General features: G+C 66.7%; 10 protein-coding genes. 6 read left to right on the top strand and 4 right to left on the bottom strand.

The window, feature by feature from the left end; translation table 11 throughout:
* Positions 1-9: 9 nt before the first annotated feature.
* The 4 genes from NUW81_RS09960 to NUW81_RS09975 are packed head-to-tail and all read right to left on the bottom strand — an operon-like array spanning position 10 to position 4,329.
* A complete protein-coding gene (locus tag NUW81_RS09960) occupies positions 10-1,719 on the bottom strand; it encodes a polysaccharide biosynthesis/export family protein (protein WP_245112862.1) in 1,710 nt (569 codons plus the stop codon).
* Between the two features lie 8 nt (positions 1,720-1,727).
* Complete coding sequence (locus tag NUW81_RS09965) at positions 1,728-2,885, bottom strand: KpsE/RkpR family capsule polysaccharide export protein (RefSeq protein WP_245112863.1); 1,158 nt, start codon at positions 2,883-2,885, stop codon at positions 1,728-1,730.
* Positions 2,882-3,577, bottom strand: coding sequence for an ABC transporter ATP-binding protein (locus NUW81_RS09970; protein WP_245112864.1), 696 nt, complete (start codon positions 3,575-3,577; stop codon positions 2,882-2,884). Before NUW81_RS09970 ends, NUW81_RS09965 begins: the two co-directional genes overlap by 4 nt.
* Complete coding sequence (locus NUW81_RS09975) at positions 3,574-4,329, bottom strand: ABC transporter permease (RefSeq protein ID WP_245112865.1); 756 nt, start codon at positions 4,327-4,329, stop codon at positions 3,574-3,576. Before NUW81_RS09975 ends, NUW81_RS09970 begins: the two co-directional genes overlap by 4 nt.
* Positions 4,330-4,422: 93 nt before the next feature.
* Here NUW81_RS09975 and NUW81_RS09980 point away from each other — a divergent pair, with 93 nt between their 5' ends.
* The 6 genes from NUW81_RS09980 to cysN all read left to right on the top strand — a co-directional run bounded on the left by NUW81_RS09980 (position 4,423) and on the right by cysN (position 12,020).
* Entirely contained in the window at positions 4,423-5,466 is a 1,044-nt protein-coding gene (locus NUW81_RS09980; RefSeq protein WP_245112866.1) for a phytanoyl-CoA dioxygenase family protein, read from the top strand.
* Positions 5,466-6,125, top strand: coding sequence for an HAD family hydrolase (locus NUW81_RS09985; protein WP_245112868.1), 660 nt, complete (start codon positions 5,466-5,468; stop codon positions 6,123-6,125). Before NUW81_RS09980 ends, NUW81_RS09985 begins: the two co-directional genes overlap by 1 nt.
* A gap of 339 nt (positions 6,126-6,464) precedes the next feature.
* Positions 6,465-7,373 carry an outer membrane protein gene (locus NUW81_RS09990; RefSeq protein ID WP_280638886.1) on the top strand — a complete coding sequence of 303 codons (909 nt, stop codon included), beginning with the start codon at positions 6,465-6,467 and terminating at the stop codon, positions 7,371-7,373.
* A 493-nt stretch (positions 7,374-7,866) separates the two neighbouring features.
* On the top strand, positions 7,867-9,042 hold the full coding sequence (locus NUW81_RS12035; RefSeq protein ID WP_280638887.1) for an autotransporter outer membrane beta-barrel domain-containing protein: 1,176 nt from the start codon (positions 7,867-7,869) through the stop codon (positions 9,040-9,042).
* A 141-nt stretch (positions 9,043-9,183) separates the two neighbouring features.
* A complete protein-coding gene (gene cysD, locus NUW81_RS10010; protein ID WP_245112871.1) occupies positions 9,184-10,086 on the top strand; it encodes a sulfate adenylyltransferase subunit CysD in 903 nt (300 codons plus the stop codon).
* Entirely contained in the window at positions 10,086-12,020 is a 1,935-nt protein-coding gene (gene cysN, locus NUW81_RS10015; protein ID WP_245112873.1) for a sulfate adenylyltransferase subunit CysN, read from the top strand. The genes cysD and cysN overlap by 1 nt, the downstream gene beginning before the upstream one ends.
* The last annotated feature ends 29 nt before the right edge of the window (positions 12,021-12,049 follow it).

Consider the following 12,049-nt stretch of genomic DNA (forward strand, 5'->3'; position numbering starts at 1 on the left):
AGTAAAGCCTTACAGGCCGAGGACGACCCCGGCACCAAGCGCGACCTGGTAGATGATCTGCGCCACTTCCTTGAAAATCTGGCGGTTCTTCGAATCGACCGCGGGCAGGACCATGATCTCGTCGCCCGGGTTGACCATCGAGGCCCTGCCGTTGCGGCCGCTTACACGGGTAACGCTGCCATCAAGATGAACGACGACGACCTGCGTGCCGCGCTTGCCCGCCGAATAGCCGCCCGCCTGGTTGATATAGTCGCCGACATCGAAGCTGTCGTCATAGGCATGGGCATTGGGAAACATGACTTCGCCCGACACGAGGACGAGGCCGTCGCGCTTGGGCACGAAGATGATGTCGCCATTTTCAAGGAGGAGGTCCGACTGCTGGGGCGAGCGGGCGATGACCACCTGGCCCTTGAAGTCGACATCGCGGGCGCGCTGGACGAACTGGAGGAGGAGCGCGGCTTCCTCGGCGCGCAGCTGGGCCTCCTCGCGGGTGCCCGAGCGCGCGGTCAGCGCGGCGCGCTCGAGCGCGTTCAGCGAAAACTCGAGCGCTTCTTCCTGCCGCTCCTTCACGCTCTCGCGATAGAGCCGGATGGCATATTGCGCCGAGCGCTGGTTGAAGGTGATGAGCTCCATCACCTGCCCGAGGCGCGTGCCATAGGGCAGGACGAATTCCTGCGGGCCTTCATGCTCGCCCTCGACGCGCACGGTGATCGTGCCGGGGCGGCGGTCGGCGGTGAAGGCGACAAGGTCGCCGTCGAGAAGCTGGATTTCGGGGGCCTGCGCGAGCGCATAATATTCAACGTCGCGGACCGTGCCCGCGCTGCGGGTGACGCGCACGTGGGTCGCGGTCGGGTCGGGCCGCGCATAGGCGATGAGCTGGGTCAGCGAGAGGGAGGGGCCGGCGAACTCGAAGGTATTCTCGTTTTCCGCGAGTCCCGAAACGCTGACGGTCGACTGCTGCGGGGCGACGAAGATGACATCGCCCGTCTCGAGGTCGACGGGGGTGAGCTGGCCGTAGAGCAGGAAGTCGTAGAGGTTGACGACGGCGAGGTCGTAGCCGTCGCGGCGCACGGTGACGTTGAGATAGGAGCCGCGCTCGGGGTCGATGCCGCCGGCCTGGTCGAGATAGTTGAGCACCGAATCCTGGCTGGTACCGCCATAAGCGCCGGGGCGGTTGACGAAACCGGTGACGAAGACGCGCACCGGCTGCGCCTCGGCGAGCGCGGCATAGACCTGGACGTTCGAGCGGAAGACGGTCGAGACCGCGCCCTCGACGCGCGACTGGAGCTGCGCGTTGCGCACGCCGGCAAGGTTGATCGGGCCGACATTGGGCAGGAAGATATTACCCTGCGCATCGACGGTCAGCGCGGCCTGGTAATTGTAGCCGCCCCACAGGCGCACGTTGATCGTGTCGCCGACGTTGATCGCATAGTCGGGGTTGAAGTCGGCCGCGCCGCCGCCGGAGAAGGCGCCGGTGAAGAGCTGCGAGCCGAACATGTCGCTGTCGGCGTTGGTCTCATAATCCTCGACGCGCTGGTCCGAGACGCGGACCACCGAGCGGCCGTCCTCGACCGGTTCGAACACGGTGGCGAGCGGAGCGGTGTCGTCGCGCGAGCCGGCCTCGCGGCGCGCTTCCTCGTCGGCGATGACCTGCGCCTGCGCGGTGGCCACGGGGCCGATGGCGAGCAGCGCGGCAAGGAGGATGGTGAAAAGACGCATGGGAAACCTCAATCCTTGTGATCGCGCACGATCATGCCGAGCAGCTGGATGATGCCGGCGAAGAGGAAGGCGAAGAAGGCATAGGTCGCCGTCTTGAGCCAGCGATCGGGCAGCACGGCTTCCTCGGGCAGGGAGGGCTGCTGGATCACCGCGAGCGACTTGGCGGCGCGCACGCTCTCGACCCGCGCCTGCTCGAGCGAGGTGAGCGCGGTCTGGTAGAGCTGCTGGGCGAAGGTGGCATCGGCCTCGAGGCGCGCGAGCTGCTCGGCCTTGGTGTTGAGGCTGTCGCTGCCCGGCCCCGCGAGACGCGCATTCTGCTCGGCGATCTGGCGGTCGATGGCGGCGATCTGGCGGCGCAGTTCGACGAGGATGGGATGGCTGTCGACGAGGAAGCTCGACTGCGAGGCGAGGCTGACCTCGAGCTCGCTCTTGCTCGCCTCGAGGCCTGCGATGACCGAACCGATGGCCTGCGCCTGCTGCTCGGGCGAGGCGACGCGGTTGCGGTTCTGGAAGGCGATGACCTGCTGGCGCGCATCGACGAGGCGGCCGTAGAGCGTCTCGGCCTGTCCCTCGAGGAAGGCGACCTGCCCGCCGGCAAGCGCGTTTGCGGTGCGGTTCATGAAGTCCTCGCCAGAGGCGATCAGCGCGGCGCTGAGTTGCTCTGCCATTTCGGGCGTGAAGGCTTCAGGGCGCACGATGAGGACCCCGGCATAATCGTCGAAGGTGATGTCGACATGCTCGAGATAATATTTGTGCAGTTCCTCGATCGTGGCCTCGCTTTCTAGGCGCGAGAAGGGGTCGATCGACGAGGAGGAATAATGGGCGCGAAGGTCGAGCTGCTCGTCGAGCGCGATGACGACGTCGCGCGACAGGAGATAGTCACGCATCAGGAGCTGGTCGCCGCGATTGCCGCTGCTGTTCCCTGACAGGATGCCGGCAAGATCGGGGCTGCGCGGTGCCGAAAGGTCGGTGCTCTCGACCAGCACATGGGTCTCGGCGACATAGCGGTCGGAGGCGATCAGCAGCCAGTAGATGGCGGCCAGGATCGAGAAGAGGAGGGCGCCCGCCAGCACGACATTGCCGCGCGCCCAGCTGCGCAGGCGCATCGCGCGTTCGCCCAGCGCCTCGCGGCGGACCCTGCTGTCGCCGGCCACATCCATCTTCATCGCTTCATTGCCCATTCGGGGACCTTCTGCCCGATGCTTTCCTTGTAATAGCGGACGGCATCGCCGGCCCAGTCGAACCAGTGCGCATCGCCGTTCTCGAGGACGACCCCCGCATCGCAGAAGTCGCGAATGTCGGTCATGCTGTGCGACACCATGATCAACCCCGCTTTACCTACCAACGAACGGAAATGGTCCTTCGCCTTCTCCTTGAAGGTCGCATCCCCCACCGCCGTTACTTCGTCCGATATATAGATATCGAAGTCGAAGGCCAGCGACATTGCGAATTTGAGGCGGCTGCGCATGCCCGAGGAGTAGGTTTTCACGGGGCGGTCGAAGGCGGGGCCGATCTCGGCAAAGTCCTCGATCCGCTTGATGATCTCGTCCTTGTCCTTCTCGCGTCCCATGATGCGGATGACGAACATGGTGTTCTGGCGGCCGGTGAGCTTGCCCTGCAGGCCGCCGGCGAAACCGACCGGCCAGCTGACCCGCGTGTCGAGCGTCACCTTGCCGCGGCTCGGGCGGTCGCCGCCGCCGATGATGCGCAGGAGCGTCGACTTGCCCGCCCCGTTGCGCCCGAGAATGGCGACATTGGTCTTGTCGGGGATTTCGAGATTGATGTCGCGCAGCACCCAGGGGCTGTGGCCGCCGCGCCCGTCGGGAAAACGCTTCCAGACATTCTCGACGCGGATCATTCGGCCACGATCCGATAGGAGAAGTTGCGGTAGAGCAGGAGGCCGAAGCCCCAGAAGCAGGCCGCCCAGATGTAGAGATAGGAAAGTTCGATGCCCGGCACCGACCGGTAATGGGGCGTGAAGCTGTGGCGCAGCGTCTCGAGGCCGTGCGGGATCGGGTTGACGAGGAAGGCATCCATGAACTCGGGCGGGATGACGGTCAGCGGGAAGATGACTGCGGACAGGAAGTAGAGCGGCATCATCGCCATGGTCAGGATCTGCCGCACCTCGCCGGCGATCTCGCCCGCCATCGCGATAATGATGCCGAGCCCCGCGCCGAGGAGCCAGAGCCCGACCAGCGCGGCCAGCGCCGTCATCGGATCCGCCGGCATGACATCATATTCGAGCAGCAGGAGGCCGAAGAGGGTCAGCACGAAGGTCGCGATCATGATGCACCATTCGAGCAGGCCGCGCACGATGATCGTGTCGAAGGGCGTGACCTGCCGGTAGGTGAAGAGCGCGCGGTTGCTGTCCACCCCGCCGCCCATCTGCCCCGCCGCGCGGCGGAAGAGGAAGAAGCCGTTGAGACCGAGCACGAGGAAGATCACCGTGTCGATCCCCGCCACCTGCGTCTGGCGCACCACGCCGAAAAGGAAGGAGATGAAAGCGACGTGGACGACCGGTTCGATGAGCAACCACACCCAGGCCGCGCGGCTGCCGAACAGGCGCACGCCGGCCTCGCGCAGGAACAGGGCTTTCCAGACGCTCAGCATGATTTGGAGGGGAGAACGCTCGTTCATTGTCGGGCGCGACTGTATTGCCTAAAGCCTATGGGAGCAATCCGTGGTGATCGAGGACTGAAAGTGATGTTGAAGGCCTTGCGCCGTACCGCGACCCGGATCGCCACGCTGCCCGCCATCCTGACCGGCGCGAAGGGCTTCGAGGGAGCATCGGCGGTCGCCTCGCCGGCGCTCAACCGCAAGGGCCTCCATCGCTGGCGCGTGAAGACGGCGGCGCGGATGGTCGCCGCGCGACGCGCGCGCCTTGCCGACAGGATCAGCGCCGAGCATCGCGACGCCTTCGCGCGCGACGGTTTCGTCAAGGTCGAGGAGGCGATGCCGCCCGGGGACTTCGAAGCCATGCGCGACAGACTGTTGTCGCGCGCCTGGCCAATGCGCGAGATGGTGCAGGGCGACACGATCACACGGCGCTGCGCGGTCAATGGCGCGATGCTCGAGGCGGTGCCCGAACTGGCGCGCTTCCTGTCGGGCGACCTGATGCGCGGGCTGACCCGCTATGTCGCCGCCTTCGACAGCGAGCCACTCTATTATATACAGGCGATCCTCAAGAAGCCCGACGGCAAGCCCGATCCGCAGACCGCGCTCCATGCCGACACCTTCCACAGTTCGATGAAAGCGTGGCTATTCCTCGGCGAGGTGCGCGAGGGGGAGGGGGCCTTCACCTATGTGCCGGGATCGCACCGGGTCGACGAGGCGCGGCTCGACTGGGAAGAACAGCGCGCGCTCGACCTTCTCGAGGAAGGCGACCGGCTGAGCCGCCGCGGCTCCTTCCGGCTCGACGAGGCGGGGCGCCGCGCGATGGGACTGCCCGAGGCGCGCGAGCTTGCGGTTCCCGCCAACACGCTGGTCGTGGCCGACACGCTGGGCTTCCATGCGCGCGGTCCCAGCGGGCCCGCGGTCCATCGCATCGAGCTGTGGGCCTATTCGCGCCGCAATCCCTTCCTGCCGTGGACGGGGTTCGATCCCCTCAGTAGCCCTGTGATCGCGCCGCGCCGCGTCGACTGGATGTGGGGGTTGCGCGATCGCTACCGCCGTTTCCTGAAGCAGCCGTGGAAGGATGTCGGCTCCCGTTTTCTCGACAGTGACCATCGCGGAGCGCGCGGCGCGTGATGTTCGATATCCTGTTCGATCTCGACGGCACGCTGGTCGACAGCGCGGGCCAGTGCGAGGCGGTGATCGCCGCGATGCGCGCCGACCGCGGCCACGACCCCGCGCTGCCCCGCGCCCTGTGCGAGGCGCTGGTCGGGCGACCTGCGCCCGAACTGGTGCCGCCCTTGCTCGGCCCCGCGGCGCGCGAGGTCGAGGACGACGTCATCGAGTTCCGCGCCCGCTATACCGCGCTCGAGACGCCCGTGTCGGCGCTCTATCCGGGCGTTGCCAAAGGGCTCGGGCAGCTTGCCGCGGTGCCGGAACTGCGCCTCAGCATCTGTACCGCCAAGCCGCAGCATCTCGCCGAACGGCTCCTCGAGGATACCGGCATCGGTCGCCATTTTGTCGCCGTGGTAGGCGGCGACCGCGCGCCCGCCTGCAAGCCCCACCGCGCCCATGCCGATGCAACGCTCGCCGCCACGGGGGGCGATGCCGCGCGCGCCATCCTCGTCGGCGACAGCGCCAGCGACCGCGACCTCGCGCGCAATGCCGGCATCGACTTCCTTTTCGTCACCTGGGGATATGGGGGCGGGCTCGACCGTCTGGGGCTCGAGGCGGTCGACAGTTTCGAGGCCGCGGTCGCATGGCTGCACGACCGGCTCGGGACGGCGATCACCTAGGAAAACGACGGGAGGAGCGTCGGTGAGGCGCCCCGCCAGGCTCGGCCGGCCGCCGGATTTCGGGGAATCTCCGGTAAAAATCGGCCTTTCGCGAAAATTTGTCCCGCCGCTAACCCCTTGGGCTGGCGGGTTTAATCGCCCCTTAAATGATATAGAGCCGTAACGAAGCTATGGAACTAATTGAAGTTAGTAACATTAGCGCATAGTCTTGAGACGTCCAGAACGGGGGTTCCCTCCAGATTGTGGCAGTGATGCAACAGTCATGGGCGAAAAGAATTTGTTGGGAACGACTGCCGTCCGCGGCGGTTTTCCAACAAAGTTTCAATGAGGGAGTATTTCATGAAGAAGCTGATAATGGCAACGGTAGCCGCCACGGCTCTCGCTGCGCCGGCGATGGCGCAGGACGAGAGCTATGGCTATGTCGGCGTCGAAGGGGGCGTCCTGTTCCCGGGTGACCTGAACGGTACGATGGTCGCCGATTTCTATGACGACGACGTGTTCCGCGCCGGTCCGAACGAATTCAACTCGTCCTATGACGTTGGTTACGATCTCGATCTCATCGGGGGTTACGACTTCGGCTTGTTCCGCCTCGAAGGCGAATTTGCCTACAAGTCGGCCGGCTACGACACGATCGAAGACACCAACTTCTTCAACCGCTACAACCTTCGCGCCGGCGAAGCGGGCTCGGCGACCCTCGGTCCCGACAGCTTCAGCTTCGACGATGACGAAGATCCGTTCGACGACGATCTCAGCGTCTGGTCGCTGATGCTCAACGCCCTCGTCGACTGGGATGTCGGCGGCGCCGCGCTCTATGCCGGTGGTGGTATCGGTTACGCCGAAGCCGACGTCTACAACGTCAGCGATGGTGGCATTGCCTACCAGGCGATTGCCGGTGTGCGCTTCGCGCTCAGCGACAATCTCGATGCCGGCCTGAAGTATCGCTACTTCCGCACCGAAGAACTCGACTTCTCGGATGCGATCGCGCAGGGCACCGATGCTGCCTTCATCTCGGGTACGATGGTCGACAATGTGCAGACGCACAGCGTCCTCGCGAGCCTGATCTACAACTTCGGCCAGGCTGCGCCTCCGCCGCCGCCCCCGCCGCCCCCGCCGCCCCCGCCGCCGCCGCCTCCGCCCGAGACGGTGACCTGCCCGGACGGCACGGTGATCCTGGCGACCGAGCAGTGCCCGCCGCCGCCGCCGCCGCCCCCGCCGCCGCCGCCGCCGCCCGAACCCGAGCGCGGCTAAGGCCCGGGAGGCTGAAAAGCCCGATAGAGGGGTCGGTCGAGAGACCGGCCCCTTTTTCGTGCCCGCAAGCCGGCGCTCGTGGTGCGCGATAGGGGCGGCAGGTCGCGCGCCCGCGCGGCCATTGCGCAGGGCAAGGGCGCGCTTCGCTGGAATGTCCCGTTTTGGGGCGGGGGCATGTGATACTGGACCGCTGCGAACATCCGCTTACGGGAGGGGCACCGCCTCCTCCCGTAGCCCTTCTATGCTAGAAACCCCCGCTTTTCCGCCAAACCCTTCTCCCAGCCGGAACGCGACCCCGTCGAAGTGAAGCCTGGGCGCAACGCTTTGCCGCTCGCGCGCGACGGGATCGCGGAAACGCTGGATTTAACCCGTTTACGAGGTTAATGTAGCGCAAGATTCTGGTGCGGGAGCGGGGCGAGTCCCCCGAGGCTGCGCCGAGTTCGTCATCGCGCTTCGCATCATGGGCGGGGCGCGCCAGCAAGGGGGACCCAGCATGAAGACCAGAAGCGCGCAGCTGTTCTGCGCAACCTCGGCGGCAGTGCTTGCCGTCGCATTGCCCTCGCAGGCCGCCGCGCAAGTGGTCGGTGCGGACGGCGCCGCTTATGCCAGCCACGCCCAGTCGCGGCTCGCCAACGGCATCCATTACAACGACCTGCTCACCGACATGTCGGAATGCGAGATCCCGCTGCTCTGCGAAGAGCGCGGCGATGTCACCATCTTCGGCGCCGGCCAGTGGCAGGCAGCCGGACAGGACGGCGATGACATCGCGCCCGACTATGCGATGGACAATTGGACCGGCATGGTCGGCGCCCAGTTCGCCATCGGCGAGGGTGCCTTCGCGGGTCTGGCTTTGTCCTACAATGTGCAGGAAACCGAGTTCAGCCGCGACGTCACCGACGAACTGTCGAGCGACGGCTTCGCGCTCGGCGCCTATGTCGGCCATGACACCGGCACCGGTTTCTACGGCAAGCTGCTCGGCAGCTATGGCTTCTACGACCTCGACGCCGACCGCGGCGTGGCGATCGGCGACACGAGCCTCAACCAGTGGACCCTCGGTGCGCATATGGGCTACCACTGGGCCTTCCACGAAGGCGCCAAGGCGACGCCCTACGTCAACATCGACCACAGCAGCGTCTCGTTCGACGGGCTGACCGAAACCGGCGATGCCGGCGAGGTCGTCACCTTCCTCGGCGATGATGCGGGCCGCACCTACAGCACGGTGGGCGGCAAGTTCGGGTCGGAGATCGGCGGTGTCTATACCGAGATCGACCTCGCCTGGCGCCACATGTTCGGGGACCAGCGCCTCGACCTCGCCGCCACTGACGACATCGTCTTCTCGAGCCTCGAGGAGCGTGACAGCGCGCTTATCGGCCTGTCGGTTGGCGGCTGGCTGGGCGACCTCGACGTCAAGGCCGGCTACCAGGCGGTCTTCAACGGCGCGCGGGAAAGCCACGCCGGCATGCTGCGACTGCGCCTGCCGATCGGTGGCCGCCAGCAGGCGCTGCCGCCGCCCCCGCCGCCGCGTCCGGCCGAACGCCCGGTGCCGCCGCCCGCGCCCGCGACCATCACCTGCCCCGACGGCACGGTGATCCTCGCGACCGAGCAGTGCCCGCCGCCGCCGCCGCCGCCGCCGCCGCCCCCGCCGATGCCCGAACCCGAGCGCGGCTAGGGCCGCAACCCGACCACAAGCGAAGGGCCGGTGCGATCAAGAGATCGCGCCGGCCTTTTGCCTTCGCGCCTTCTCCCTCGCCCTTGTGAGGGCAGGGCGCTCGGGCTAGGCCTTCGGCATGACCCTCGCGTATCGGCCATCATGCAGGCCCTGACCCACCTCGAGCGGCTCGAAGCCGAGAGCATCCACATCCTGCGCGAGACGGTTGCCGAGACCGAACGGCCGGTCATGCTCTATTCGATCGGCAAGGACAGCGCGGTGATGCTGCACCTTGCGCGGAAGGCGTTCTTCCCGGGCCCGCTTCCCTTTCCCCTCCTCCATGTCGACACGAACTGGAAGTTTGCCGACATGTACGCGATGCGCGAGCGCGTGGCGGGTGAGGTCGGGATCGAGCTCATCGTCCACCGCAACCCCGAGGCCGAGGCGCGCGGCATCAACCCGTTCGACCACGGCCCGCTCCACACCGACCTGTGGAAGACCGAGGGGCTGAAGCAGGCACTCGATGCCCATGGCTTCGATGCGGCCTTTGGCGGCGCGCGCCGCGACGAGGAGAAGAGCCGCGCCAAGGAGCGCATCTTCTCCTTCCGCACCGCGAGCCATCGCTGGGACCCCAAGCGCCAGCGGCCCGAACTGTGGAACCTTTACAATGTCCGCCGTGCACCCGGCGAGACGATGCGCATCTTCCCCCTGTCCAACTGGACCGAGCTCGACATCTGGCAATATATCCTCGCCGAGAAGATCGACGTCGTGCCGCTCTACCTCGCAAGGCCGCGGCCGGTGGTGGAGCGCGACGGGCTGCTGCTCATGGTCGATGACGATCGCTTCCGGCTGGCCGAGGGGGAGGCGCCCGCGATGCGCTCGGTCCGCTTCCGCACGCTTGGCTGCTACCCGCTTTCGGGCGCCATCGAGAGCGAGGCCGACACGCTCGAAAAGGTCGTGCAGGAAATGCTGCTGAGCGCGACCAGCGAACGGCAGGGGCGCCTCATCGACCGCGATGGCGGCGGCGCCGCGATGGAGAAGAAGAAGCAGGAGGGCTATTTCTGATGGCCCGTCCCGGCGACAGCGACCGCGCGCTGATCGAGCGCGACCTCGGCGCTTTCCTCGCCCGCCAGCGCGACAAGCAGCTCTTGCGCTTCATCACCTGCGGTAGCGTGGACGACGGCAAGTCGACGCTGATAGGGCGCCTGCTCCACGACAGCCGCCAGCTGTTCGAGGACCAGCTGGCCAGCCTCGAGGCGGATTCGAAGGTGCAGGGCACGCGCGGCGATGCGGTGGACTTCGCGCTCCTCGTCGACGGCCTCGCCGCCGAGCGCGAGCAGGGCATCACCATCGACGTCGCCTATCGCTATTTCTCGACCGACAGGCGCAAGTTCATCGTCGCCGATACGCCGGGCCACGAGCAATATACGCGCAACATGGTCACCGGCGCCTCGACCGCCGACCTTGCCGTGCTGCTGGTCGATGCGCGCAAGGGCGTGCTGCGCCAGACCCGCCGCCACGCCTATCTTGCGCGCCTCGTCGGCATCCGCCACTTTGTCCTCGCCGTGAACAAGATGGATCTTGTCGGCTACGACCACGCGCTGTTTGGAAAGATCGCCGACGACTTCGCCGCCTTTGCGCGCGAGATCGGGATCGAGGATGTCGCCGCCATCCCCGTGTCGGGCACCGAAGGCACCAACATCGCCGCGCGCGATCGCGCCAACACCCCTTGGTATGAGGGGCCGAGCCTGATCGAGCATCTCGAGACGGTGCCGGTGGCAAGCGCGGAGAAGATGGCCAAGCCGTTCCGCATGCCGGTGCAATGGGTCAACCGCCCGAGCCAGGACTTCCGAGGCTTTGCGGGACAGGTCGCAGCGGGGACAATCGCGCCGGGCGATGCGGTGCGGGTGCTGCCCTCGGGCCGGACCAGCCGCATCGCGCGCATCGTCACGATGGACGGCGACCTCGCCCATGCCGTCGCGGGGCAGTCGGTGACCCTGACGCTCGAGGACGAGGTCGACTGTTCGCGCGGCGATGTGATTGCTGCCGCGGGCGACCCGCCACAGGCCGCCGACCAGTTCGAGGCGCGGATCGTCTGGATGGACGAGGAGAAGCTGCTGCCGGGACGCGCCTATTGGCTCAAGCTCGGTACGCAGACCGTCTCGGCGACGATCCAGCCGCCCAAATATCGCGTCGACATGGACACGCTGGCGCAGCTTGCCGCCAAGACACTTGAGCTCAACGACATCGGCGTGGCCGAGATCGCCACCGACCGCGACATCGCCTTCGAGCCTTATGACGATCCCGAAGGCGGGCGCGCCAATCGCGCGATGGGCGGCTTCATCCTGATCGACAAGCTCACCAATCGCACGGTCGGGGCGGGGATGCTCAATTTCGCGCTGCGCCGCGCCGCGAATATCCACCACCAGGCATTGGACGTGACGCCGGAGCGGCGCGCGGGGCTGATGGCCCAGCGCCCCGCGATCCTGTGGTTCACCGGCCTGTCGGGGGCGGGCAAGTCGACCATCGCCAATCTCGTCGACAAGAAGCTGGCGGCGCGCGGGCGGCACAGCTTCCTCCTCGACGGCGACAATGTGCGCCACGGCCTCAACAAGGACCTCGGCTTCACGCAGGCCGACCGCATCGAGAATATCCGCCGCATCGGCGAGGTCGCCAAGCTCATGGCCGAGGCGGGGCTGATCGTGCTCACCGCCTTCATCAGCCCCTTCCGCGCCGAGCGGCAGATGGTCCGCGACATGGTCGGCGATGCCCTGTTCGTCGAGATTTTCGTCGATACCCCGCTCGAGGTCGCCGAACAGCGCGATGAGAAGGGGCTCTATGCCAAGGCGCGCGCGGGCAAGATCGCCAATTTCACGGGCATCGACAGTCCCTACGAACCGCCCGAAGCCCCCGAACTGCGCATCGACACGACCGCGATGAGCGCCGAGGAAGCCGCCGATGCGGTGCTCGCAGCATTCATCGAACGGCTCGAACGATGAACCCACCGCCCGAAATGACGTTGGCTCCC

Origin of the sequence: Sphingomicrobium aestuariivivum (genome assembly GCF_024721585.1) — a bacterium.
Lineage (GTDB): Bacteria > Pseudomonadota > Alphaproteobacteria > Sphingomonadales > Sphingomonadaceae > Sphingomicrobium > Sphingomicrobium aestuariivivum.